Raw genomic sequence first — 24888 nt, 5'->3', positions numbered from 1 at the left:
CTTATTTTGGCTCTTTATTTAGGAGCGGTTCGGCGCCAGCAGCGGTAGCGACGCGAACGCCGCCCTGCCCGACCAGGACCAAGTTGCCGTTGCCGGCCGCAGTGACCGCCGAGAGTGAGATACGGTCCGGACGGTTGAACACGCTGAAGGTCTGGCCGTCGTCATGGCTGACCACCACGCTGCCGCCATTGCCGACGACGACGATGGCGCCACCCTCCAGCAAGGTCGCGCCGGACAAACCAAACTCCAGCGCTCCCCGCGCCGCGTTCAACTCGACGGGCTCCCAGGTGCTGCCGAAATCGGTGGAACGGTACAGGTTGCCGCGCAAACCATAGGCCAGCAGCGTTTGCGCTTGAGCGGTGCCGATCACGCCAAACAATGAGCCCTCATAGGGGCCTTCGAGTTTTTCCCAGGTCTGGCCGTCGTCGCTGGAGCGAAACATGCTGCCCTGCTCACCAACGATAAACAGGCCGGCGTCCTTGATGGAGGCGATGGCGTTGAGGTGGAACTGGTCTTCGTTGTCGAGGCGGTCGCTGACGTCTTCCCAGGTCTGGCCGCCGTCGGTGGTCTCGATCAGCGCACCGTAGGCGCCCACGGCCAGGCCGTGATTGGCGTCGTTGAACCACACATCGAGCAGCGGCGCTTCGCGCTTGAGGTCCTGGTATTGCTGGGTCCAGGTGGCGCCGCCGTCGCTGCTGGCGAGTATTTGCGCATCATGGCCGACCGCCCAGCCGTGGCTGGCATCGACGAAGAACACCGCCGTGAGCAACTGCCGGGTGGGGACTTTGGCTTGGGTCCAGGTGCTGCCCTGGTCATCGGAATAAAGGATGTGCCCGCGATCACCCACCGCCACCAGGCGCTGGCCGGCGTGGACCACGTCAATCATCAGGCCTTTGGCGGCCTTGGGGGATTCAATCGCAAACACCGCTGCGGCGGGGGTATCGCTGGCGGCGTGGACGACGCTGGGTAACGCAACGGCGCCAAACAGCGAGAGCGCTGTGGCCAGCAACGCAAGCTTGCGTGCGGCGCGTGGGCGGCAAACAACCCAACCCATGACAGGCTCACTCATAGACCTTTCTCCCATTTATTATTGTTAGGTCGTGTTGCTTTGCGCGGGGCTCTGAAACCTGCAATCTAGAGCGCCTGACGCAAGCACGGGCCATCCTATCGGGCTTTGGAATCGTCTGACAATCGGCGCTACGTTATCTTTTGTTAACTGGCGGCGTTTGGCCACATGGTGAATATAGCTGCATCAGCTCAAATGATGATGTTATGGGACGCAGAGCGTCTCTGGCGGCGTTACCACGCGGAGCGTGGGAACGATCAGACCGCCATGCGGGATAATGAATTTTTATTCCATCTATTGAATTTTGAGAATATTTATTCCATTAATACGCTTCCTGAAAACAATAATCCAAAGGACCACGGCGATGCGTGAACTCGGAATCGGCTTGATCGGCACAGGCTTCATGGGGCGCGCCCACGCGCTGGCGTTCAACAACGCTCGGGCGGTGTTCGAACTGCCCGTCACGCTTACACTGGCGGCCCTGGCCGATGCCGACGCCGAGCGCGCGCAGCGTTGCGCCAGCGCCTGGGGGTTTGCCCAGGCCCACGCCGACTGGCAGGCGCTGATCGACGATCCCAAGGTCGATGTCGTGGCCATCACGACCCCCAACCACCTCCACTACCCCATGGCCATGGCTGCGATTGCGGCCGGCAAGGCGGTGTATTGCGAGAAGCCGCTGGCCGTCAGCCTGGAACAGGCCGATGCCATGCGTCGAGCTGCCAGCGCGGCCGGTGTGGTGACGCGCGTGGGTTACAACTACCAGCACAACCCGATGATCGTGCTGGCGCGACAGATGATTGCCAGCGGCGAGCTTGGCGAGATCATCAGTTTCCAGGGCGAATTCAGCGAAGACTTCATGGCCGACCCGGCCTCGCCATGGTCGTGGCGCTGCGAGGTAGGACACGCTGGCGGCGCGCTGGCGGACCTGGGCAGCCATTTACTGTCGATGGCCCATTACCTGGTGGGCGATGTGGCCAGCGTGTGCGCCGATACCCACACCGTCCACGCTCAACGACCGGCCCTCAAAGGCAGCCATGAACTCAAGAGCATCGCCGTGGATGACCAGGTGCATGCCCTGCTGCGTTTTGCCAACGGCGCGCGCGGCACGGTGAGCAGCAGTTGGCTCAAGCATGGCTATAAGAATCACCTGAGCTTCGAAATCAGCGGGACCCTGGGCACGCTGGCGTTCGATCAGGAGCGCTTGAACGAGCTGCGCCTGTGCCGAGCCGGCCAGGATGGCTTCCAGCGCTTGCTCGCCGGCCCGGCCCTGCCCGGCTATGCCGCGTTCAGCCCGGCGGCGGGCCACCAGTTGGGGTACAACGAGTTGAAGACGCTGGAGGTTCACGAACTGATCATGGCGCTGGCGGGGCAAGGTGCGGATGGCACTGATTTTGAAGCGGCGTGGGCGGTGGAGCGGCTGGCGACGGCGATTCGTGTGGCGGCGCTTGAAGAGCGCTGGGTCGAAGTGAACTCAATCTAAATGTGGGAGGGGGCTTGCTCCCGATGGCGGTGGTTCAGCCAATACATGAGTCGGCTGATACACCGCTATCGGGAGCAAGCCCCCTCCCACATTTGATCGCAGTCGCCTTCAATATCAGCGCAAGGCTCGGCGCAGTACTTTGCCCACCGTGGTTTTGGGCAGTTCGGTGGTGCGGAACTCCACATAACGCGGCACCTTGTAGCCGGTCAGATATTCCCGGCAATGGGCGAGGATTTGCTCCTGGGTCAGGCTCGGGTCCTTGCGCACCACGATGATCTTGACCTTCTCGCCGGTCACGCCATCTTCCACACCGATCGCCGCCACTTCCGCCACCCCTGGATGCATCGCCACCACGTCCTCGATTTCGTTCGGGTACACGTTGAAACCCGAGACCAGGATCATGTCCTTCTTGCGATCCACCAGGCGGATGTAGCCGCGCTCATCCATCACGCCGATATCACCGGTCGACAACCAGCCCTCGGCGTCCAGCACTTCGGCGGTTTCCTTCGGGCGCTTCCAGTAGCCCTGCATCACTTGCGGCCCGCGCACTTGCAGTTCGCCTTGCTCGCCGATTTCGGCCATTTCGCCGTCTTCACGAACGAAGCGCACCCAGGTCGACGGCAAGGGCACGCCGATGCTGCCGGTGAATTCCATCTCGCGCATGCGGTTGATGTCGATGGGGCTGATGCTCACCACCGGCGAACACTCAGTCAGCCCGTAGCCCTCGATGATCGGCAAGCCGGTGACTTCCTTCCAGCGCTTGGCCACCGCTGTGTGCGTGGCCATGCCCCCGGCGATCACCATGCGCAGGTCGGAAAAGTCCCGCGCGCAGAACTCCTTGTTCTCCAACAAACCGTTAAACAGCGTGTTGACCCCGGCGATCCCGTTGAAGCGTTCCTTGCGCAGGATCATCTGCACCCGCTTCACGTCCCGTGGGTTGGCGATCAGGATATTGCGCCCGCCCAGGCACATGAACATCAGGCAGTTCACCGTCAAAGAAAAGATGTGGTACAGCGGCAGCAAGGTGACGTTGGTCTCCTGCTTGTCCTGGTCCAGTTGATCACCGACCCAGGCCTTGGCTTGCAACAGGTTGGCAATAATATTGCGATGGCTGAGCATCACGCCTTTGGCATCGCCGGTGGTGCCGCCGGTGTATTGCAGGAAGGCCAGCTCATCGCGACTTATGCTGACGGGCAAAAAATTGAGCGCCCGCCCCTGTTTCAGCACCTGGTTGAAACGCACCGAGCCAGGCAGCGTGAAGGCCGGCACCTGCTTCTGCACGCTGCGCAGGATGAAGTTCATCGCCGCGCCCTTGAAGGTGCCGAGCAGGTCGCCGATGGCCGCCACCACCACGCGCTTGACACTGCTACCGGCGATGACCTTTTCCAGAGTGTGGGCGAAGTTTTCGAAGATCACCACGGTCTCGGCGCTACTGTCCTTGAGCAGGTGCTTGAGTTCATGGGCGGTGTACAACGGATTGACGTTGACCACCACCGCGCCGGCCAGGATCGTGCCCAGCAGGCAGATCGGGTACTGCAGACAATTGGGCATCATCAACGCGACGCGGTCGCCCTTCTTCACCCCCTGGCCCTGCAGCCAGGCGGCAAATGCGCTGCCCTGGATGTGCCAGTCGGCGTAAGTCATGGGCGTGCCGATGCTGACATACGCCACCCGCTCGCGGAATTTTTCCAGGTGTTCCACGAACACTTCGCGCAACGAGGGGTAAGCCTCGATAGCGGCGTCGATGTCCGCCGGCACGCCGGGCAGGTAGGCGTTCAACCAGATGCGTTCGGTGTGTTCCAGGCTGATGGCGTTCATGGCTGTGTCCTTATTGTTGTTGTGGATAGGGCTACTTTTCGACGATGGCGGTAATACCCAGCCCGCCCGCCGCACAGATCGAGATCAAACCGCGACCGCCGCCGCGCTCATGGATGGCCTTGGCCAACGCCGCCAGTTGCCGGCCACCGGTGGCGGCAAACGGATGGCCGCAGCCCAGCGAACCGCCGTTGACATTCATTTTTGCGCGGTCGATGGCGCCCAGCGGTGCGTCCAGGCCCAGCCGCTCGCGGCAGTAGTCGGGGTCTTCCCAGGCCTTGAGCGTGCACAGCACCTGGGCGGCGAATGCTTCGTGGATTTCGAAGAAATCAAAATCGGCAAAGCCCAGGCCTTCGCGCTTGAGCATGCGCGGTACGGCGTAGGCCGGGGCCATCAACAGGCCTTCGGTGCCGTCGACGAAATTCACCGCCGCCGTTTCGCCGGTGCGCAGGTAGGCCAGCACCGGCCAGCCATTGGCAGCGGCCCACGCTTCGCTGGCCAGCAACACCACCGAAGCGCCGTCGGTCAGGGGCGTTGAGTTGCCGGCGGTGAGCGTGCCGTCCTGGCGGTCGAAGGCCGGCGCCAGGCTGGCGAGTTTTTCCAGGCTGATGTCGGCGCGCAGGTTGTTGTCCCGTGCGAGGCCCCGATGGGGGCTGATCAGATCGTCGAAGAAACCGCGCTTATAGGCCGCGTCGAGGCGTTGGTGACTGGCGAGGGTCAACTCATCCTGGGCCAGGCGCTTGATCTGCCAGCGCCTGGCCATTTCTTCGCAGTGCTCGCCCATCGACAAGCCGGTGCGCGGCTCGCCATTGCGCGGCAGCAGCGGCTTGAACAGCATCGAGGGGCGCACCTTCAACAAGGCCTTCAGTTTGTCGCCCATGCCCTTGGCCCGATTGGCCGCAAGCAAGGTGTGGCGCAGGGATTCGTTGATGCCAATGGGCGCGTCGGAGGTGGTGTCCGCGCCTCCCGCGATACCCACTTCGATCTGGCCAAGCGCGATTTTATTGGCCACCAGCAACGCGGCTTCCAGGCCCGTGCCGCAGGCCTGCTGCACATCGTAGGCCGGAGTCTGCGCGCACAGCGTGGTCGACAGCAGTGACTCGCGCGCCAGGTTGAAATCGCGCGAATGCTTGATCACCGCACCGGCGACGAATTCGCCCAGGCGCTGACCGTGCAGGTTGTAGCGATCCACCAGGCCTTGCAGGGCGGCCACCAGCAAGTCTTGGTTACTGTCATGGGCATACACAGTGTTGGAACGGGCAAACGGCAGGCGGTTACCGCCGATGATCGCCACGCGTCGGGTCGGTGGCGGATTGAAGCTGTAGTCACTCATGTAAGGCTCTCATTCCAGGCGTTTGATCCCACAGCAACAACCCGCGCATATGCGGTTTGTCGCCGGCCACATTGCGCACTTCGAATTCACGGAGCGGGCCGGTCACGGGGCGGCCCCACAGGGCGACCTGGCCGGGCAGGAAGATTGGCAATTTGAAATCGCAGTGGGCCTCGGCGTGGTCCAGGCCACCCGGTGGCTGCTGTGCCGCCAGCGCACGGCCCAGGGTCCACATGCCGTGAGCGATGGCGCGGCGAAAGCCGAAAAGTTTCGCGCCCATCACCGAGGTATGGATCGGGTTGAAGTCCCCCGAGACCTTGGCAAAACGGCGCCCCAGATCGGCGGGCAATACCCAGCGCTGGGTGCGTAGCAAGCCCTCGTCCTGTAACGGCAGTGCGTCCACCCACCGCTCCCCGACGGGATTTTTCACATTCCGGCGCAGGTACAGGCTGTCGCTTTCCCATACCAGGGCGCCCGCGCCGTAGGCACGGGTCGCGATGCTCAACGCCTGCCCCTTTGGATGGGCAACCCAGCGTTCGCAAAACACTTCCAGGCGCAGCGCCTGGCCTTCATGCAAACGTTGGCGCTGGCGAATACGATTGGCCAAATGCACCATGCCGCTGGCCGGGTACGGGAAGCTGGGTCGGGTCAGCAGCATCAGGTGCAAAGGGAACGCCAGCACGTGGGGATAGGACAGCGGCACACCCTGCTCGCGACGAAAGCCACAGGTACGCGCATACGCCGCAATGGCGGGGCTCGACAGCTCCACCGCCGTGCGTACCAGACGCTCCCTGGGCAATGGCGGCGCGGACCCAGGCTCGGGCTTGCGCAAGCCACGCACAGCGTCGAACACCAGTTGGATGCGCGAGGGTGGCGGGTCGATGATCTGGGTCACATAGTCCATGGTTCAGGCTCCCAGCAGGCTTTGGCCGCACACCCGCACCACCTGGCCGTTGACCCCACCGGACGCCGGATGCGCCAGCCAGGCGATGGTCTCGGCCACATCGACCGGTTGGCCGCCTTGCAGCAACGAATTCATGCGCCGCCCAGCCTCGCGGATCAACAGCGGGACTTTCGCGGTCATCTGCGTCTCGATAAACCCTGGCGCCACCGCATTCACCGTCACCTGCTGTGCCGCCGCACGCGGGGCCAGCCCCTGCACCAGGCCGATCACCCCGGCCTTGGACGTGGCGTAGTTGCTCTGCCCGAGGTTGCCGGCGATACCGGAAATCGACGAGACGCACACAATCCGCCCGCCGGGGTTCAGGCCGTGGTTGTCCAGCAGCGCCTGGCTGAGCTGCAACGGCGCCTCCAGGTTGACCGCCAGCACACTGCGCCAGGCGGTCTCGGTCATCTTGGCGATGGTCTTGTCGCGGGTGATTCCGGCATTGTGGACCACCACATCGAAGGCGCCATACTGGCTGACATGCGCCTGCAATAACGCGGCGGCATCCGGCGCGGTGATGTCCAGGGGCAATGCCGAACCGTCCACACTGTCGGCGGCCTGCTGCAGCGCCGACTGGGCCTGGGGCACGTCGACGCACACCACATGGGCACCGTCGCGCGCCAACACCTGGGCGATGGCCAGGCCGATGCCGCGGGAGGCGCCGGTCACCAGGGCGCGACGGCCGGCGAACGGTTTGTCCCAGTGAAGGGTGATGTGACTGTCCACAGGCTTCTGGAGGCGTATCACTTGCCCCGACACATAAGCCGAACGGCGCGACAGGAAAAAACGCAGGCTGCTGTCCAACGCGTCTTCGGCGCCCGGCGCCACGTAGATCAATTGCACGGTGATCGCCCGGCGCAGCTCCTTGGCCAGCGAGCGCACCAGCCCCTCGAGCGCGCGCTGGGCGACGGCCTGGGGCAAGTCCTGGCAATGTTCCGGTGCGGTGCCGAGTACCACCACGCGCGCGTGTTGGCTCAGGCGTCTGGCGTTGGCGTGAAAAAATGTATAGAGCTCATCCAAGTGCTGCACGTCGGCCACGTGCGTGGCATCGAACACCGCGCCCTGCACCTTCACCGTCGACGGCGCCTTGACGGTCGCCGCGGTGGCGGCGACGGTGTCGGTGTTGCTGAAGAGGCGATGTACGTGCTCGGTCAGGCGCCCTGCCCCGGCGACGATGACCGGGTTGGCCAACCCGTGCTGGCCGCTGCGATGGCGTTGCAGGGGCAAGGGTTGCGGCAAGCCAACGGCCTGGGCCAGGCGGCGCCCCCAGGGGGAATTGACGAAAGAAAGGTAGCGGTCACTCATAACACAAATCCTGCTTTGTAAATCCGATCAAATGTGGGAGGGGGCTTGCCCCCGATAGCTGAGTGTCAGTCAGTGAATCTGCATCTGAGCCACCGCTATCGGGAGCAAGCCCCCTCCCACATTGGGACCGCGTTTGGATTAATTGACCGAAGCGTTCTCGCTTTGGCTGGCGCGACGTTTGGCGGCGGGCTCCAACGCCTGCTTGCGCTGCTGCAGGGCCTCGAGCAAACCGAAGTCCTGCGGGAAATCGTCGACCTGGATGCCGTGGTCGGCGTATTCCACATAGCGTGCGAGCAAAGCGTCTTCGTCGTCGCTGATCAGATCCAACGCCCGTGCCTTGACGCGCCAGCCGGTAAAGGCCGTGGCCGAGATCGGCATCGGCGCGAGCAGGCCTTGCTTGATGACGGGCTTGAGTCGTGCCTCGATCAGTTCCACCTGGGGCAACAGGCGGAACCCCAGTTCGCCATAGGCCAGCTTGTCGATTTCCGGGCGCGGGATGTAGGAGTTGGCGAGCAAACGGTCGCGGGTTTCGCCGGGGGTCTGTACGACCTCGGCGACTTGGGCCAACAGGCGATCCGACGGTTTGCGCAAAGGAATGCCAAACGGGAAACTCAAGGCCCGCAGCACCGCCGCAGCGGCTTTGGACGGGTAATTGTCGAGCACTTCGGCCAGCGCTTCATGGGCGCGCAGCAATGCGTCCTGGGCCGCCCAATGCACCAGCGGCAAGTCGGCCTGGGGCCGGCCGTCGTCCTCAAAGCGCTTGAGCACGCAAGACAGGATGTACAACTGCGACAGCATATCGCCCAGGCGCCCGGTGATACTTTCCTTGCGCTTGAGGGCGCCCCCCAGCACCCCCATGGAAACGTCCGAGACCAATGCCAGCACCACCGACAGACGATTGGCCTGGCGGTAGTAGGAAGCCAGCGCCGGGTCAGTCTTGGCCGGCGCAGAAATCAGCCGGCCAGCGGTCAGCGCATGTACCGTGGCACGCACGGTGTTGGCCAGTACAAAACTCACATGGCCGAACATCGCGCTGTCGAACGCCTGCAGGGCCTTGCGCTGGTCCGGGTTGCGCGCCGCTTCCATTTCGCGCAGCACATAGGGATGGCAGCGGATCAGGCCCTGGCCGTAGATGATCAGGCAGCGGGTCATGATGTTCGCGCCTTCCACGGTGATGGCGATGGGGCTTTGCTGATAGGCGCGCGCCAGGAAATTATTGGGCCCCATGCAGATGCCCTTGCCGGCGACGATGTCCATGCCATCGTTGACGATCATTCGCGCGCGCTCGGTGACGTGGTATTTGGCGATGGCCGAGATGACCGAAGGTTTCTCGCCGGCATCCAGGGACGCCACCGACACCTTGCGCACCGCATCACAGGCATACAAGTGCCCGGCCATGCGGGCCAACGGTGCCTGCACCCCTTCGAACTTGCCGATGGGCAGGCCGAACTGCTTACGCATCGCAGCGTAGGCGGTGGTGCCACGGACCGCCACTTTGCCCAGGCCGACGTTGGCCGACGGCAGTGAAATCGCCCTGCCCGCCGCCAGGCATTCCATCAGCATGCGCCAGCCGTTGCCGACTTGTTCGCGACCGCCGATCACCCATTCCAGCGGAATGAACACATCCTTGCCGGTGGTCGGACCGTTCTGGAATACCGCATTCAGCGGCCAGTGGCGACGGCCGCTGTTCACGCCTGGATGGGAGGTGGGAATCAGCGCGCAGGTGATGCCCAAGGCACCTGCGGCACCGAGCAAACCGTCCGGGTCCTCGGCACGGAACGCCAGGCCCAGCACCGTGGCAATCGGGCCGAGGGTGATGTAACGCTTGTCCCAGGTCACGCTGAACCCCAGCACCTCCTCGCCTTCGTGCATGCCCTTGCACACAATCCCCACGTCGGGAATGGCCCCGGCATCGGAGCCGGCATATGGGCTGGTCAGCGCAAAGCACGGAATATCCTCACCCCGCGCCAGACGCGGCAGGTAATAGTTGCGCTGGGCGTCGGTGCCGTAATGCAGCAGCAGTTCGGCGGGCCCCAGGGAGTTGGGCACCATCACCGAAATGGCCGCGGCCGAACAGCGGGTCGACAGCTTCATCACCACTTGTGAGTGCGCATAGTGGGAGAAGCCTTTGCCGCCGTACTGCTTGGGAATGATCATGCCGAGAAAGCCGGCATCCTTGGTGTACTGCCAGCCCTCGGGGGACATGTCTTGCCACACCTGAGTGGTTTCCCAATCGTTGGCGATGTCGCACAGGGTTTCGACTTCGTTGTCGAGGAACGCCTGCTCTTCGGCACTCAGGCTGGCCGGCGCGGCTTGCAGCAGGCGCTGCCAGTTGGGTTTGCCGCTGAACAGCTCGGCGTCCCACCACACGGTGCCGGATTCGATGGCCGCACGTTCGGTGTCGGACATCGCCGGCATGACCGTACGAAACAGCCCCAGGGCCTTGCGGGTCAACAGCACGCGGCGCAGGGGTTTGATCGCCAACAACAAGGCCGGCAACACCACCAGCACCGCCGTGACGGTAGCGCCGAATGCGGCCACTGCGTTGAACAGATAGCCAGCCGCCAGCCATACCAGGCCGGCGCCCAGCCACAGGGTGGCAGCGGCTTGTCGATACGCCAGGGCAATCGCCGTAACGAAACCCACCAATAACCAGATAACCATGGGATACCTCTACTTGATTCAGGGCGTGGCACCCGTGCGGACCGCTCGGATTGAGCGGGGCGTAGAGCCACACTACAAACTCGGGAAAATAAATTCAAATTTTGTTTTGAAATTTTTATTTAATGGTCTGGCGAAAATATTCAGGGCTGAACGAGGCAGCCTAATTGCATCAGTCATGTGGCTCCGATTAGGTTCTGCGGATTGTTCTGTAAGCGTGTCAGTGTGCGCCGGGTCTCAAGATGCGCTGAATACCCGGCTTCAACACGGTCAGGTACGTGACTAGAACTTATAGGTCGCCGACAAGCTCACGACGTCACCTGACGACTCAGCCTTCCCGTCCAGTTGAGCAGCGCCGAGGCGATCGACGTTCTTGGTTTTCAGGTTGACCTTTTCGACGAACTGGTGCGAGTACGCGGCATCCACTGACAGGCCTGGCACTGCCTTGATGTCGTACCCGGCACCAAACGCCAGGAAATAACGATCGCCATCAGGGATCCGCGGATCGCGGGTGGAGTTACGGGTAGGCGTCTGGTCATACGCCACACCTGCACGCAGGGTGAGCTCGTCGGTGGCTTTGTAATCGCCGCCGATTGAGGTCATCCACGCGTTTTTGTAGTTGTAGGGAATGGCAACAATGGTCGAGCCCTGCGACTTGAGTGTGAGGTCCTGAAATGAGGACCACTCAGTCCACTGCGCACTCACACCGAGCGTCCAGCGGTCATTGAACTGATGGACCCAGTCAATCGCAGCAGTCGCCGGGATATCCAATTGAGTACTGGCATGCGCGCCATCCGGGAACAGATTGAGGCCAGGATAGGCCATTTCAACCAGCGTCTCTCCGTTCGGACCAATCGGGTTGGTCATTGCGTTACGGCCGATGGCGTCTGTATAAACATCGTACTTGCCGGTCATCTTGTTTTTGATCTTGGCGTGGTAATTCAAGCCCAGCGTGTCTTGCTGCGTCGGTTTCCACACCACCCCACCAAACCAGCCCACCGAGATGTTGTCGACTTTCACGCGTATCAGGGAATGCCCGACACCGGTCGGAAAGCCAGTGCCGCCAAGCCCGGGAGAAACATCTGCGGCAGCCAACAGATCAATGTTCTGGCTGACGTTGCCCTGGCTGCGCTGAACGATGGCACCACCACCGACCGAAAATTCATCATTGACCTTGAACGACAGGGAGCCTGTCAGGCCGATGGTCTCGATTTTGGTGTCGACCGCGAAATCCCGCAGCTTTGAGTTTTCGTTCCACGTACTTTTCATACCTTGGGGTACGACCTGGCTCAGGCCAAAAGCGAAGCGGTCGCCGATGGGCATGACCATAAAACCAGTGGGCAGCCATGCGGTGAAACCGCCCTGGCCGCCATTATTGGTATTGAGGGTCGGATCGCCCAGGTTGCCTTGGTCATCCAGCACTGGCGTGTTGGTCACCGGGTTGCCGTTATGGTCATACGCCTGGCCGGAATATTTGATCTTGATCCGGGCGTAATCGACGGTCTGCTGCACGATGGTTGAATCGATGAACGCCATGGCCGCTGGGTTGTTGTACGCCGCACTCGGGTCATTCTTGAACAGAGAACCGCCACCAAATGCGCGGCCCCAACCGGGGGCGCCATAAGTGGGCGTGGAAAACCCGCCCGCCTGCACATGCCCCGTAGTGATCAGGCCTCCCAGCAGGGCCAGTCCCAGTAACGTGTAAGCGTGTTGTTTCTTATTATTCATGCGGTACTCCCTATTATTATGTGCGCCCGGCCCCTGCCGGTGGGTCGTGTAGCCATGGAGCGTTGTTCAAAAGCGCCTGTACTGGAACGGTGTATGACAATCAGGGATGGGTGATAAGCGAAGGCGATTTACCGTTGACCGGCGCCTCGCGGGGGGCGCCGGCATTTCAACGGGTGATCAGCCCTTTACGGAGTCACGCGCTTACGGGTTTACCGTGAGCGTCGGGGCCACAACGTTCAGCGAAACCACAGTGCAGTTTCCGCTCAGCGACTGATTGGCGGCCGAAAGGGTTTTGGTCCCTGCAGCCCAGTTGACTGCGATAGGGGTTGGTCCGCAGTTGGTGGCTGGGATCGAGCTGATCTTGTAGCCGACATTGGTCACGGTACCGGTGGTGCCCGTCGAGGCAGTCAATACCCAAGGCAGGTTAGTCAGCGTTGGCAAAGCGCACAGACCGCCGCCGGTCAGCGTTGCGCCGTTGATCGAGGCCACGCCACCGCTAACATTGCCGGTAAAAGTGATACCGCATGTCACTGCCGCGCCAAAAGACGAAGGCGACTTCACCACGATGGTGCCTGCGTTAGTCGAGAACGGACCGTCCGGAGAGACGGAAGCCGCACTGGCCATCGACGCGGCGCCAAAGCACATTGCAAACGAAGTTGCACAAACGAGGGTTTTCAAGCTTTTCATTATTTTGCCTCACATGTAATGGCGAGTTATTCGCCTGGGGTAATGACCATGAACACGAAGCCACCTGTAAAACTGCAGAGCTTCATATTCCAGCCAAATTCAGTTAAGTCCGACAACCTTATTCAACTACTTTGAAATCAGGCGGCATCTTGATTGACACCGCTTTAATGGTGCAATCATCACCAATAGGTACATTGACAGCCTCCAACTTGCCGGTGGCGTTATCCCACGTACCGACTGCGGTAGAAGGACCGCACTTGCCGCCCAGACCGAATGCATGCACGTCGACGCTGATCTTCGACATCGAGCCGCTTTTTGTATCCTTTGCAATCAAGACCCATGGCAAATTAATAGCTTCGACCCGGCTGCACTTGAGCCCGCCATCGAACGCCACTTTGTCGATATTGACGGATGTCCCATCGGCCGTCACTTTGCCGGCCACCTTGATGGTGCAGTCGGCACTGATCAACGCGCCTTTGGAGAAGCTGATTGGGCCCTGGGCTGTAAACGCGCTACCGGCAGGTTCGATACGGGCAGCCTGTGCGTGATGCCACGCGATCATGCCCAGCGCGGCCAGTACGACTTTAACGGTGAACTTTATAGTGACCTGAGTTACTTGCATGTTTACGCCCTTCTCTTGAAATTATTTTCGTTCGGGTAAACAACCATCTTGTAACTAAGCTAACAAACAATCGACGTAGAAATCCTTATCGAAATACACTCGAAAAACGCGTTTTTATTTCAAATTAAAACGGCTTGGCTTCGCCGCTGTACTTCTCCAGATACTTCAAGCGCTGTGAAGGCTGGAGATTAGCCAAGTTGATATCACCGGCATAATGATTCAATACACGATGATCCATCCGGCGCCGCCACAAGTACGGTACATAGGCCCAGACAATCATACTCGCGTAACCATAGGGAAGTTGCGGCGACTCATCAAAGTGGCGCAACGACTGATAACTCCGCGTGGGGTTGGCATGATGATCGGAATGCCGTTGTAATTGAAACAGGAAGATATTGGTGACTATTCGATTACTGTTCCAGGAGTGTCGCGGCGAACAGCGCTCATAACGACCATTGGGCAATTTCTGGCGCTTGAGGCCGTAATGCTCGACGTAATTCACCACTTCCAGCAACGAGAAACCGTAGACGCCCTGAATGATCAGGAACGGGATCACTGCCGCGCCCAGCCAGGCAATCATCGCCCCCCAGAGCAGCACGCTGTACATCCAGGCGCTGAGCACCGCGTTCTTCCAGTGCCAGGCCGGCAGGCCAAGTTTGCGCAGGCGTTCGCGCTCCAGGTTCCAGGCCGAGCGAGCGCTGAACCATACCGAGCGCGGCAGGAAGGCCCAGAAGCTTTCACCCAGCCGCGAACTGGCCGGATCTTCCGGTGTGGCGACGCGTACGTGGTGGCCACGATTGTGTTCGGTGTAGAAGTGCCCGTAGAACGTCGGCGCCAGCGTGACCTTGGCCAGGAACACTTCCAATGGCTTGGGTTTGTGCCCCAACTCATGAGCGGTGTTGATCGCGATACCGGTAGCGGCCCCGGTGGACATCGCCATGCCCAGATAAGTGAAGCCACTGACGGGGCCGTGCAACTCGGTGCGGGCGCTAATGAACGCTGCGGCATGTGCCAGCCCGCTCGACGGATCGGGCGTCGTGGTGGCCCGCAGCAGCCCGCCGCCGATAATCCAGTCAATGCCGCCGGCGGCGAGCCAACCGGTGATCACGACCGAGGCGATCACAAACAGCACGCCGGTATAGACGATCCAACGGTAGTAGCGCTGGGACTCGAGATGGCTGACGGCAGATTCCGGCGGGTTGCTGAGGTCTTCACCCAACAGGCCGTCGATCAATGGGATCAAGCCGAAGATGACCAGCACACCGATCCACCACAGTTGCTGAATACCGGTGCCGATAGCCAGGGCCCCCGAGAGCAGTGGAGTCGCCAGGGGCATGATGCCGAGCCACCACAGGTAACGCTTGCCGTCGGCCCAGACGCCTGGCATCGCCAGGGACGGGTTCATGCCCACCTCCGAGCGCAGGCGGAGGCAGCAAACAGGAGGGCGGAGCGCTGGCCGCTCCAAGACATCAACCATGCGATAAAAGGCGTTTTTTTCATTATTTTATTCGCTCTTAGGCATTTCAAAAAATATTTCAAATTAGAAATTGAAATAATTTTTTAAATAAATAGCGCGGAATCGTTAGGTCGTCAACCAGTTTATCCGGGCCTTTTTGTGTGACCGGGCAGTCTCTTTTTCAGAGCGCCGGCCAAGTGTCTAGGGCGGGCGTCGACGCGCTGGAACCGCAGATCGCATGACATGGTTATTTGCCCGCCAAGGCAAACGAGGGCTGCAATACGGCGGCGCTTCGTGCAAGCCCAGCCCGTTTGGCGGTCTGCTCGACCAACGCCACCACTCGCTCTGTGGCGGTAATCGGCAACATGTGCCCTCGGTCTTCCACCACCTGCAGCTTCAGCCCGGGCACCTTGCTGGCCAGGCCCTGACCGTGTTTCTGGAAGTCGAGCACGTTGTCCCGGGCGCCGTAGATGAGGCCGATTGGCAACGTCAATTGCGGGTAGCGCTTGACCATGTCCGGCAAGTGATCGTTGACTCGGTTGATCTCAGTGGACGCCGCGTAGAAGTTCTCGGGACGCATCCCCAGCAAACCGCCGCCGCGCGTAGCGAAGTCTGGCGGGGCGGCATCGGGGGCGAATACGCCCTTGACCACCGCGCCCTTGGTCAACAGGCCAATGGGCAGGGTCAAGGTGCGCGACACCCAGCGTCGCAGCCAGGCGGGGCGCACCGCCAAGGACAGGAACACCAATGGCAGCATGCGCTGGGGATGGGTCAAGGGCGCCACCAGGATCAAGCCGGATACCGCATGCGGATGGTCAAGGGCCAATGCCAGGGCGACCGCACCGCCCAGGGAATGCCCAAGCACCAGCGGCTGATCCAGCTCGAGGGTTTTGATAAAAGCGGCCATTTGGCGCGCCTGGGCCGGCAGGTCTGCCGCCGTGTGGTTGTGCCGACTGGAGTAGCCCGACCCTGGGCGATCGACGCTGATGACGCGGAACTGCCCACGTAACTGACCGGATAACGCGTAAGTCAGGTTGCGACTGCTGCCCATCAGCCCGTGGATCATCACCAGCGCTGGGCCTTGGCCTTCGTCTACATAATGAAAGCGCTCGCCATCCACCTCGACGACGCGCCCGTTGATCGGAACGGCGGTTTCAATACGCCGTGTCATCCAGGCGCTGAAAGCCCACAACACAGCGCTCGCGCCTATCACTACACCTGCAGCGACAACCCACTCGACAGCCATAGCTCGGTCCTCTGCTTCCCTGCTGCTGGCGACCTGATCGGGATTGATCAAGGCCTCAACCTTCGTCCACACCTTGGACCCAGCCTCCATGCGCGTCTGTCGGACAAGTCGCATAGATCGAACAAGGTCCTAGCGTAGGCGAAATTTTCAGGTAGATTATTTAAAATCTTTTTTAAAATAATTAATTCAATTTTCCTTTGCAATGGTGTTCTATCTAAAACACAAAAGAAAAACAGGAGCACATCCGATGCCCACCAAGGACCGCTTATGAATGCCCACAGCGACGCAATCGACATCGCCATCATCGGCTCGGGCTTCGCCGGCCTGTGCATGGCGATCAAACTCAAGCAAGCCGGGCTCAGCGATTTCTTCGTCGCTGAGCAGGCCGACACACTCGGCGGTACGTGGCGTGACAACCACTACCCTGGCTGTGCCTGTGACGTGCAGTCCCATGTCTACTCCTTTTCCTTTGCGCCCAACCCCGACTGGACGCGCCAATTTGCCCCGCAAGCGGAGATTCGCGCTTACCTGGAGCAATGCGCGCGGCGTTTCGGGCTGGCGCCGTACCTGCGTTTCGGCATGGGCCTTCAACGGGCGGTGTTCGATGATCAGCAGCAACGCTGGCAACTGACGTTCAGCGATGGCCGCCAAGTCAGTGCGCGAGTGCTGGTGTCGGGCATGGGTGGCCTGTCGCGTCCTACATTGCCGGATATTCCTGGGCTCGACAGTTTCAAAGGCAAGCGTTTCCACTCGCAGCAGTGGGACCATGACTACAGTTTGAAGGGCAAGCGCGTGGCAGTGATCGGCACCGGCGCCAGTGCTATTCAGTTCGTGCCGCAGATTGCGCCGCAAGTGGCGCATCTGGACCTGTTCCAGCGCACGCCGCCCTGGATCATGCCCAAACCCGACCGGCCGATCTCACATGTCGAACGCTGGCTGTTCAAGCATCTGCCAGTGACCCAAAGGCTGGTGCGTAGCGCCTTTTATTGGGCATTGGAAGGCCGTGTGGTGGGCTTTGCCCTGCACCCGCGCTTGATGAAGATGGTGCAGAAAATCGCCCTGCGTCATTTGCGCAAACAAGTGGCCCGCCCTTCCCTGCGCAAGATTCTGACGCCGGACTACACCATCGGCTGCAAGCGTGTGCTGATCTCCAACGACTACTACCCGGCGTTGTCACGCAGTAATGTCGAGGTGGTGAGCGACCAGGTGCTGCGGGTCGAAGCCGATGGCGTGATCACCGCTGACGGCATCAAGCACCCCGCCGATTGCCTGATCTTCGGCACCGGGTTCCAGGCTGCCGATCCCCTGCCCCGTGGCTGCATCATCGGACGCAACGGCGTCGACCTGATGGACACCTGGCACGACGGCGCCCATGCCTATAAAGGCACCACGGTGCCGGGCTATCCCAACCTGTTCCTGATCGTCGGGCCCAACACCGGCTTGGGGCACAACTCGATGATTCTGATGATCGAAGCCCAGGTCGCTTACATCCTTGATGCGTTGCAACAGATGCAGCGCCAACGCATCGCCATGGTGGAGGTCAAACCCGCCGTGGAGCAGGCCTACAACGAGCAATTGCAAGGCAAGCTCAAGCGCACCATCTGGAATACCGGCGGTTGCCAAAGCTGGTACCTCGACCCGCGTACCGGCAAGAACACCACGCTGTGGCCCGGCTCGACGTGGCGCTTCAAGCAAGTCACCCGGCATTTTGCGCTCAAGGACTATGTGGTCAGCCGGGCGCCCGTTGTGCCTGTGCCGCGCCCCGCACCCACCCCTCATTGCGCCACAGAAGGCAGTCTGTCATGAAGTCATTCACCGGCCGCGTGGCGGCAATCACGGGAGCGGCCTCCGGCATGGGTCGCGCACTGGCACTGGCCCTGGCACGGGAGGGTTGCCACCTGGCCTTGGCCGACAAGAACAGCCAGGGGCTGGAGCGCACACGGGACCTGGTCAGGACCTCGACCCTGTCGCCGGTGACCGTCACCACTCAGGTACTGGATGTCTCGGACCGTCAAGCCATGCTGGAGTGGGCGGCGCGTTGTGCGGCCGAGCATGGCCAGGTCAACCTAGTCTTCAATAATGCCGGAGTGGCGCTGTCGAGCACCGTGGAAGGCGTGGACTATGCCGACCTGGAGTGGATCGTCGGCATCAATTTCTGGGGCGTGGTGCATGGCACCAAGGCGTTCCTGCCTTACCTGAAGGCCAGCGGCGACGGGCATATCGTCAACACCTCCAGCGTGTTCGGCCTGTTCGCCCAGCCCGGCATGAGTGGCTACAACGCCAGCAAGTTCGCGGTGCGCGGCTTTACCGAAGCGCTACGCCAGGAGCTGGACCTGCAACGCTGCGGCGTCTCCGCCACCTGCGTGCATCCTGGCGGAATTCGCACCGACATCTGCCGCAGCAGCCGGATTGACGCGAACATGACCGGTTTCCTTATCCATAGCGAACAACAGGCACGCGCCGATTTCGAAAAGCTGTTTATCACCGACGCCGACCAGGCCGCCAAGGTGATCCTGCAAGGCGTGCGCAAAAACAAACGCCGCGTGCTGATCGGCCGCGACGCGTATTTGCTCGACCTGCTCGCCCGTTGCCTGCCGGCGGCCTATCAAGCGCTGGTGGTGTTTGCCAGCAGGCGCATGGCGCCCAAACCACGCACGCCCGTGTTTGAAACCAACGACGAGCCCCGTCTCTGAACAGGAGCACACCCCATGTTGCCGATTCGCCGTGATATCCGCTTCGCCCTGCCCGCCGGGCGCATCACCAACTGGCATGAACAAGGCCCGTTCATCACGCACTTTTTCAATGCCCTGTCGCTGCTGTTTCCCCAGGGCGAGCTGTTTTTCATGGACAGCGTGCGCCACTACCGTTCCCGCATCGACGATCCGGACCTCAAGAAAGAAATCCAGGGCTTCATCGGCCAGGAGGCCATGCACAGCCGGGAACACGTGGCCTACAACGACCTGCTGCAAGCGGCAGGCCTGCCGGCGCACAGCCTCGATCGCCGCTTGAAATTCTTTCTCGACCTGCAAAAGAAACACCTGCCGCCATCTTTTAACCTCGCGGTGACCATCGCCCTTGAGCACTACACCGCGATGCTCGCGGAAATCCTGCTGAGCGACCCGTCGCGTTTCGGCGACTCACTCAAGGGCTACCAACAGATGTGGTACTGGCACGCCCTTGAGGAAACCGAACATAAAGCGGTGGCCTTCGATGTGTGGAACCGGGTGATCACGCCTGGGCCCAAGCGCTACTTGCTGCGCACCGGCACCATGCTGTTTACCACGCTGCTGTTCTGGCTGGTGGTGTTCGATTTCCACGTGCGCCTGTTGATTGCCGACCGCAAGTCGGGTGGGCATCTGCAGGGGTTCTGGCGCATGCTCAAGTTTCTGTATGCCCCAAGGGCATCTTTGCGCGCATGCTGCGGCCGTGGCTGCACTATTTCAAACCGGGCTTTCATCCTTGGGACCATGACAATCGGGCACGGTTGGAGGGGATAGACGCACTGGTCGAGCAGATCGAGCGGACCAATCGGGGCTACGAGGCGGTCTAATGTGGGAGGGGGCTTGCCCCCGATGGCGGCCTCTGGGCCGACCAGGATGTTGGATCGGACCGAGTACATATCCGTTTCTGCGGTCACGGCTGCTATGGGTTCCGCTTTTACAGCGGCTCACTTTTGAAAAGCGCAAAAGTAAGCAAAACGCTCTTGCCCCACCACTCGGCACCTCGCCTAGGCTCGGTGTGCCCGTAATCCGACATTGATTTGGGGGGCCGCCGCCACGCGCCATCCATGGCGCGGGGCGGCTAAACCGGCATCCCTGCCGGTTTACCCCCCCAAATCAATATCGAATTCCGGCCAGCGTGGTTTAACGGGGCGCCTAGATCAAGAGCAAGATCAAGAGCAACTCGCTTCGCATCGTGGTTACCGTAGGCTGCTACAAAGTTGCAAAGTTGTGTAGATACTTAAGCCCATGACTGCCAGATCACGCCAACCCCGCCCGCTCGCGCACAAACAGCGGCACTTCATGCCCCGGCAACGCCCTGCTGAAATACCAGCCCTGAATGAACAACTCAGCCCCCGTATTCAGAAACGCCAATTGCTCGGCGGTCTCGACCCCTTCCACCACCACGCCCAGGTTGAGCGCCTCACAGAAACGCAGCATGCCGGTCAGCACCTGAGCGCCCTTGGGATCGTGCTGGGCAACCACGAAGCTGCGATCAATCTTGATGAAGTCCACCGGAAACTGATGCAGGTAACTCAACGCCGAAAACCCGGTGCCAAAGTCATCGATATATACCTTTGCCCCCAATGCCTGCAGTTTCTGGATGGTCTGACGGGTCGCCTGGATATCGCTGACCAGCGCATCTTCGGTGATTTCCACCGACACCCAGCCCTGGGCCTGGGCGAGAATTTCCACCAGGCGATTACCATAAGCCGCGTCCTTGAGGGTGACGCTGGAGACATTGATGGTCATGGGCAATTCAAAACCGGCCTTCTTCCACTGTTGATACTGGCGTACGGCCTGGGACGCCACCCACACGTCCACATCCGGCATCAACCGGGCCTGTGCCAACCATTGCAGGAACTCCCAGGGTGAATGCACCGTGCCCTCGCTGTCCCGGGCGCGCATCAAGGCTTCGCAGCCGGTGCACAGGCCGGTACGGGTGGAGACCTGGGGCTGAAACTCAAGATAGAACTCGTAGTCGCTGATCTGCTGGATCCGGTTCAACTCAATGGCCTGCCGGGCCAGGGCGCGGTGCGACGCGAGTACCGGGTCGAACTCCAGCAACCGCCCCTTCTCCTCCAGGCCGCGAAATGTCATGTCCAGGGATTTGAGGTATACCGTGCCGCCGTCACTTGCCTGGCGATGGATCGCCCGTACATACGGCGCATACACCAGCGTCCCCAGGCCCATCAGTACAACCTGCAATACCACGGCCGCGACGTCGCCATGGGTACTGAGGTAAGCATTGAGCAACACCGGTGCGGTAAACGGCACGCTGGCCACGGCCGGTGCTACCCAACCCAGTTGCACCACCGCCAGCGCCACCGTCGCATTGACCGCCGGCACCAACAAAAAGGGTATGAACAACCGCGGGTTGAGGATGATCGGCAAACCGAACAACAGCACTTCGCTGACATTGAATAACGACAGCGGCAAGCTGGCCATCGCCAGTAACCGCATGGACTGGCTCCTGGAAAACAGCAGGATTGCCAGGAGCAGGCACAACGCGCCGCCCGACCCACCGATAAATGCGAAGCTGCCCAACAGGCCGCTGTTAAGCAGGTATTGGACCGGCTCACCCGCCGCCAGCGCGGTGCCGTTGAGTACCACAGCTTGATCCAGCACGTCGAACAGCGGCTGCATGGCGTACACGCCATGAATCCCGAAAAACCACAACAGCGAGTTCATCAAGGTCACAAACAGGCCGCTGCCGTAAGGCGCCTGTAACGTATTGAGCACCTGCGGTCCCTGCAGTTGCGCCACATAGGGGATCTGCAGCAGCAACGACAACACCACCACCAATGCCAGCGCAGTGATCGCACCGGGCAGCACCATGTTGATCGTGCCCTTGAGGTTGTGTCCGATCAGGACTTCATTCACCAGGCGAGTCCAACGCAAACGGTGCAGCCAGGCGATGGCCGGCACATTGATCAGCGGCGACGCGATGGCAATGAACAGCAGGAAGGTGGCCGAAGCCCGAGGGTATTCGCGCAAAAGAAACGTGGCCACCACTACGTTGGCAAGGCACAAAAAGGCTATTGGCAGTTGTGGCAAGCGGTGCTGAATGGCCAGCATATAGCCAATGGAAGCGGCGACCAGCAGTGGAATCACCGAGCTGATCCGGTCATGCAGGCCCGAAAGAAAGCTCACTATCGGTGGGCTGAAGCCCAGCACCTTGGCGCATTCGGACAGGATCAGGAAAATGGCAGACACCAACAGGCACGGCAGGATCCACAACAATCCCTCCCGAATCGCACGCAACGACTCGATACTGGCCAGGGCCGCCAGGCGCTGGGTAAGGAAAAGTTTGAACAGCGTTTGCGCCATGAGCCGCCCTCTGCCCGTATTCGCGGGGTCTGGAGATCAGCGCCGGAATACCCGTCAACGCTACACGCCCTGATGCTCGGCGCGAAAGCTTTTTGCCATCTCACCGGGCTTTTCAGCAAAAAAAACCTGGGGGCTGTGAAAATTCCTAGATAAAAAATCGAACTTTCTGACCTGAGTCATCCCCTAAACCTGTCTGAGTCGGTATTATCCGCCGCGTTTCCGTTTGTTAAAGGATGTTACAACCTGGTTAACACCGGGTGCCCACTCAGGGAATATTGCCTGGCCAGAAGCAGGCACAAAGGAGAGAGAGCCTTACCATGCACCATAAGCGGTCCAGCACCATGCGCCCCCTATTTGTCACCATCCTGTTGTGGCTGTGCAGCGTGGCGCTGTTATTTATCATCAAGAACGTCATCGAACTGTATACCGGGCCCGTCGCGGAGACCTGGATAGATTTGACGTTGGTGCTTGTCGCCTACCTGATGTTCTTTTTACTGGCACCGTTGCAACGCTGGCTCCAGCGCAGGTCGCGCAAGCGCGCTCGGCGTCACGTCGACGGGCACGCGCCCGACGTCGACTCCCCTCTCTCTCGCTGAGGGGCTTGGCGTTGTCAGCACCTGGCGATAACTATCAACGCGCACTGGACCGGTTCCTGCACGAACACCCGGATGTGGCCGCTGAATTGAACAACCTCAACCCACTGGCTGCCCAGGCCAGGGGAGAAACCGTGGCGCAGTATCGTACCGAGCGTCTGTATGAAGCGTTCGAGGCGCAGGCCGAGCGCCAGGGCCTGTTCGCCTGGGAGCTGACCCTCAAGCTGACTGCCGAGTCCAGCGAAGCCTTCGAAACTCAGCGCCTCGAGGTGCACAAGGAAGTCGCACAGATGGCCGGCATGAGTTGGGCCGACTACTGCCAACTGCATGACCTGGCTGGCTGACGTTCTGGCTAGCCGAACCAGCGAAGCCGCCTGCACCCCATGACCTGCCGCAACTCGGCGACCGTCAGGGCCCGGCGTTGCGGGTCTTGCGCCAAGGCGGTGTGCAGTGCCGGCCAGCAACGTCGGGGCAACTGCCTGGGCCGAGGCAGCCCGGCGCCCGGTTGACGTTCCCCGAGGCGCTTGCCCTGGGCCAGCTCATACAGGATGCACGCCACGCCATAGAGGTCCGCAGCGGGCGTCAACGCGCCACCCGCCAGTAATTCAGGCGCCGCATAGGCCCGGGTCCAGGCATTCAACCGGCTGCGATTCACCGCCGCCAAGTCCGCCGGGGTCTGCGCAAATGACTGCCCAAGGCCGAAATCGAATAAACGCACGCCCGCTTCGCCCACCATGACATTGGCCGGTTTGATATCGCCATGCAGCACGTTGTGTTGATGGGCATAAACCAACGCGTCCAGCAGTTGCAGGGCAATCGGTTGCAGCTCTGCCCACGGCAATCCATCAGGGCATTCCACAAGCAGTCGGTCCAGCGTCAGGCCATGCAGCAGCTCCATGGTAAAAAAGGCGATCTGGCTGGATGTATCCACCTCAAACGAATACACCCTCACCACGCGCTCATGTCGCAGGCGGCGCGCCAGGGCAAACTCGCTGAACAGCAATACATGGGCGTCCGGGCATGCAGATAAAGACTCGTCCAGCAGCTTGAGCGCCACAGCGGAACAAGGCTCGCCAAATTGCTCATGTAACAGATCGCGCGCACGGTACACCACGCCCATCCCGCCCCGGCCCACGACCTGCTCAAGGTGGTAGCGGCCAACGAGCAAAACCGGGGGAGTTGATGCCGCACTCATGAGTGCACCACGACGGCGGTCAAATCATCGCGTGCCGGGGCGCGCAACGCGCTGGCGAACAATCTTTCCACGACCTGCTGCGGCCCGCCTGCACTCAACGCCAGGCCCAGCTGGACATGGCTGAGTGCCTGGTAGAGACCATCGCTGCACAATAAAAACACATCGCCAGGGCGGGTCCTGAGCTCCAGCACCGCAAGCCGCAATGACGCGTGCGCGCCAATGGCCCGGGTCAAGGCTCTGGCATCAGGGTGGGCCCGAGCTTGCGTCGCACTCAACTGCCCCTCGTCCATGAGGCGCTGCAACAGCGAATGATCTTTCGACAGCTGGTACAGGCGTTGTTCACGCCACAAATAACAGCGGCTGTCCCCCGCCCACACACAGGCCGCACGCCCGTTATCCAGCAACAGTGTGACCACCGTACTCCCCATCGTCGCACTGCCGGTGCGCCGCGCATCCGCCAGCCGCTGATTGACACCTTGCAGCCGTTGTCGAACCGCATCGACCCGCTGGTCAAGGCTGCCCTGCGCCGACAACGAAGCCAGGCTGCTGATCACCCACTCGCTCGCGAGATCGCCGTGCCGGTGCCCGCCCATGCCGTCCGCCACCGCCCAACAGCCTCCTTGCGCGCAATCGAGCAGGGCATCCTCATTGCGCGGCCGTGACTGCCCGCGCTGTGTACGCCCGGCGCTGCGCCATGTGGGCCGCATC

Annotated in this window: 20 protein-coding genes and 1 pseudogene; 7 read left to right on the top strand and 14 right to left on the bottom strand. The window is 61.2% G+C overall.

The features are described 5' to 3' along the window. Position 1: 1 nt before the first annotated feature. Positions 2-1054 carry a YCF48-related protein gene (locus C4J90_RS12340; protein WP_177413425.1) on the bottom strand — a complete coding sequence of 351 codons (1053 nt, stop codon included), beginning with the start codon at positions 1052-1054 and terminating at the stop codon, positions 2-4. A gap of 180 nt (positions 1055-1234) precedes the next feature. Between C4J90_RS12340 and C4J90_RS12335 the strand changes: the two genes are divergently transcribed. Further along, positions 1235-1438, top strand: a complete 204-nt coding sequence (locus C4J90_RS12335; RefSeq protein WP_124419908.1) for a hypothetical protein — start codon at positions 1235-1237, stop codon at positions 1436-1438. Next, positions 1431-2546 carry a Gfo/Idh/MocA family protein gene (locus C4J90_RS12330; protein WP_124419907.1) on the top strand — a complete coding sequence of 372 codons (1116 nt, stop codon included), beginning with the start codon at positions 1431-1433 and terminating at the stop codon, positions 2544-2546. Before C4J90_RS12335 ends, C4J90_RS12330 begins: the two co-directional genes overlap by 8 nt. A gap of 114 nt (positions 2547-2660) precedes the next feature. Here C4J90_RS12330 and C4J90_RS12325 read toward each other — a convergent pair whose 3' ends face one another. The 10 genes from C4J90_RS12325 to C4J90_RS12280 form a co-directional block, all read right to left on the bottom strand. Next, positions 2661-4364 (bottom strand): AMP-binding protein, encoded by a 1704-nt coding sequence (locus C4J90_RS12325; protein WP_124419906.1) that lies wholly within the window; start codon positions 4362-4364, stop codon positions 2661-2663. A 31-nt stretch (positions 4365-4395) separates the two neighbouring features. Further along, entirely contained in the window at positions 4396-5694 is a 1299-nt protein-coding gene (locus C4J90_RS12320) for an acetyl-CoA C-acetyltransferase (protein WP_124414582.1), read from the bottom strand. Then, complete coding sequence (locus C4J90_RS12315; RefSeq protein ID WP_124419905.1) at positions 5687-6595, bottom strand: MaoC/PaaZ C-terminal domain-containing protein; 909 nt, start codon at positions 6593-6595, stop codon at positions 5687-5689. Before C4J90_RS12315 ends, C4J90_RS12320 begins: the two co-directional genes overlap by 8 nt. A 3-nt stretch (positions 6596-6598) precedes the next feature. Next, entirely contained in the window at positions 6599-7942 is a 1344-nt protein-coding gene (locus tag C4J90_RS12310; RefSeq protein ID WP_124419904.1) for a 3-oxoacyl-ACP reductase, read from the bottom strand. Positions 7943-8080: 138 nt separating this feature from the next. Continuing rightward, the gene (locus tag C4J90_RS12305) at positions 8081-10606 is read right to left on the bottom strand and encodes an acyl-CoA dehydrogenase (protein WP_124419903.1); all 2526 of its coding nucleotides are present in this window, start codon (positions 10604-10606) and stop codon (positions 8081-8083) included. A 279-nt stretch (positions 10607-10885) separates the two neighbouring features. Then, positions 10886-12331: an outer membrane protein transport protein gene (locus C4J90_RS12300; RefSeq protein WP_124419902.1), complete on the bottom strand. Its 1446-nt coding sequence runs from the start codon at positions 12329-12331 to the stop codon at positions 10886-10888. 201 nt (positions 12332-12532) lie between these two features. After that, positions 12533-13018 carry an alkane oxidation protein activator PraB gene (praB, locus tag C4J90_RS12295; RefSeq protein WP_124362653.1) on the bottom strand — a complete coding sequence of 162 codons (486 nt, stop codon included), beginning with the start codon at positions 13016-13018 and terminating at the stop codon, positions 12533-12535. A 118-nt stretch (positions 13019-13136) separates the two neighbouring features. Next, a complete protein-coding gene (gene praA, locus C4J90_RS12290; RefSeq protein WP_124419901.1) occupies positions 13137-13640 on the bottom strand; it encodes an alkane oxidation protein activator PraA in 504 nt (167 codons plus the stop codon). A gap of 124 nt (positions 13641-13764) precedes the next feature. Beyond that, positions 13765-15045, bottom strand: a complete 1281-nt coding sequence (locus tag C4J90_RS12285) for an alkane 1-monooxygenase (protein ID WP_124419900.1) — start codon at positions 15043-15045, stop codon at positions 13765-13767. Positions 15046-15343: 298 nt separating this feature from the next. Then, positions 15344-16342, bottom strand: a complete 999-nt coding sequence (locus C4J90_RS12280; RefSeq protein WP_124419899.1) for an alpha/beta fold hydrolase — start codon at positions 16340-16342, stop codon at positions 15344-15346. A gap of 267 nt (positions 16343-16609) precedes the next feature. Here C4J90_RS12280 and C4J90_RS12275 point away from each other — a divergent pair, with 267 nt between their 5' ends. The 3 genes and pseudogenes from C4J90_RS12275 (at position 16610) to C4J90_RS12265 (ending at position 19892) form a co-directional block, all read left to right on the top strand. Continuing rightward, a complete protein-coding gene (locus tag C4J90_RS12275) occupies positions 16610-18148 on the top strand; it encodes an NAD(P)/FAD-dependent oxidoreductase (protein WP_124414574.1) in 1539 nt (512 codons plus the stop codon). Beyond that, positions 18145-19035 carry an SDR family oxidoreductase gene (locus tag C4J90_RS12270; protein ID WP_124362648.1) on the top strand — a complete coding sequence of 297 codons (891 nt, stop codon included), beginning with the start codon at positions 18145-18147 and terminating at the stop codon, positions 19033-19035. Before C4J90_RS12275 ends, C4J90_RS12270 begins: the two co-directional genes overlap by 4 nt. 15 nt (positions 19036-19050) lie before the next feature. Further along, a pseudogene (locus C4J90_RS12265) lies at positions 19051-19892 on the top strand (metal-dependent hydrolase). Positions 19893-20322: 430 nt separating this feature from the next. On the opposite strand, the gene C4J90_RS12260 reads toward C4J90_RS12265, so the two are convergent. After that, complete coding sequence (locus C4J90_RS12260; protein ID WP_124419898.1) at positions 20323-22392, bottom strand: EAL domain-containing protein; 2070 nt, start codon at positions 22390-22392, stop codon at positions 20323-20325. 341 nt (positions 22393-22733) lie between these two features. Here C4J90_RS12260 and C4J90_RS12255 point away from each other — a divergent pair, with 341 nt between their 5' ends. Further along, a complete protein-coding gene (locus tag C4J90_RS12255) occupies positions 22734-22988 on the top strand; it encodes a hypothetical protein (RefSeq protein ID WP_256658962.1) in 255 nt (84 codons plus the stop codon). A gap of 11 nt (positions 22989-22999) precedes the next feature. After that, on the top strand, positions 23000-23329 hold the full coding sequence (locus C4J90_RS12250; protein ID WP_124362644.1) for a DUF6388 family protein: 330 nt from the start codon (positions 23000-23002) through the stop codon (positions 23327-23329). 8 nt (positions 23330-23337) lie between these two features. On the opposite strand, the gene C4J90_RS12245 is transcribed toward C4J90_RS12250, so the two are convergent. Further along, positions 23338-24180, bottom strand: coding sequence for a serine/threonine-protein kinase (locus C4J90_RS12245; protein WP_124419897.1), 843 nt, complete (start codon positions 24178-24180; stop codon positions 23338-23340). Then, positions 24177-24887 carry a PP2C family serine/threonine-protein phosphatase gene (locus C4J90_RS12240; RefSeq protein WP_124419896.1) on the bottom strand — a complete coding sequence of 237 codons (711 nt, stop codon included), beginning with the start codon at positions 24885-24887 and terminating at the stop codon, positions 24177-24179. Before C4J90_RS12240 ends, C4J90_RS12245 begins: the two co-directional genes overlap by 4 nt. Position 24888: the final 1 nt, after the last annotated feature.

This window comes from Pseudomonas sp. R2-60-08W, from assembly GCF_003852335.1.
GTDB lineage: Bacteria > Pseudomonadota > Gammaproteobacteria > Pseudomonadales > Pseudomonadaceae > Aquipseudomonas.
This window is presented reverse-complemented; position numbering and strand designations above follow the sequence as displayed.

Coding starts and splice junctions, on each gene's coding strand:
- C4J90_RS12340 (WP_177413425.1), bottom strand. CDS start 1,054: ATGGGTTGGGTTGTTTGCCGCCCACGCGCCGCACGCAAGCTTGCGTTG.
- C4J90_RS12335 (WP_124419908.1), top strand. CDS start 1,235: ATGGTGAATATAGCTGCATCAGCTCAAATGATGATGTTATGGGACGCA.
- C4J90_RS12330 (WP_124419907.1), top strand. CDS start 1,431: ATGCGTGAACTCGGAATCGGCTTGATCGGCACAGGCTTCATGGGGCGC.
- C4J90_RS12325 (WP_124419906.1), bottom strand. CDS start 4,364: ATGAACGCCATCAGCCTGGAACACACCGAACGCATCTGGTTGAACGCC.
- C4J90_RS12320 (WP_124414582.1), bottom strand. CDS start 5,694: ATGAGTGACTACAGCTTCAATCCGCCACCGACCCGACGCGTGGCGATC.
- C4J90_RS12315 (WP_124419905.1), bottom strand. CDS start 6,595: ATGGACTATGTGACCCAGATCATCGACCCGCCACCCTCGCGCATCCAA.
- C4J90_RS12310 (WP_124419904.1), bottom strand. CDS start 7,942: ATGAGTGACCGCTACCTTTCTTTCGTCAATTCCCCCTGGGGGCGCCGC.
- C4J90_RS12305 (WP_124419903.1), bottom strand. CDS start 10,606: ATGGTTATCTGGTTATTGGTGGGTTTCGTTACGGCGATTGCCCTGGCG.
- C4J90_RS12300 (WP_124419902.1), bottom strand. CDS start 12,331: ATGAATAATAAGAAACAACACGCTTACACGTTACTGGGACTGGCCCTG.
- praB (WP_124362653.1), bottom strand. CDS start 13,018: ATGAAAAGCTTGAAAACCCTCGTTTGTGCAACTTCGTTTGCAATGTGC.
- praA (WP_124419901.1), bottom strand. CDS start 13,640: ATGCAAGTAACTCAGGTCACTATAAAGTTCACCGTTAAAGTCGTACTG.
- C4J90_RS12285 (WP_124419900.1), bottom strand. CDS start 15,045: ATGAACCCGTCCCTGGCGATGCCAGGCGTCTGGGCCGACGGCAAGCGT.
- C4J90_RS12280 (WP_124419899.1), bottom strand. CDS start 16,342: ATGGCTGTCGAGTGGGTTGTCGCTGCAGGTGTAGTGATAGGCGCGAGC.
- C4J90_RS12275 (WP_124414574.1), top strand. CDS start 16,610: ATGAATGCCCACAGCGACGCAATCGACATCGCCATCATCGGCTCGGGC.
- C4J90_RS12270 (WP_124362648.1), top strand. CDS start 18,145: ATGAAGTCATTCACCGGCCGCGTGGCGGCAATCACGGGAGCGGCCTCC.
- C4J90_RS12260 (WP_124419898.1), bottom strand. CDS start 22,392: ATGGCGCAAACGCTGTTCAAACTTTTCCTTACCCAGCGCCTGGCGGCC.
- C4J90_RS12255 (WP_256658962.1), top strand. CDS start 22,734: ATGCGCCCCCTATTTGTCACCATCCTGTTGTGGCTGTGCAGCGTGGCG.
- C4J90_RS12245 (WP_124419897.1), bottom strand. CDS start 24,180: ATGAGTGCGGCATCAACTCCCCCGGTTTTGCTCGTTGGCCGCTACCAC.
- C4J90_RS12240 (WP_124419896.1), bottom strand. CDS start 24,887: ATGCGGCCCACATGGCGCAGCGCCGGGCGTACACAGCGCGGGCAGTCA.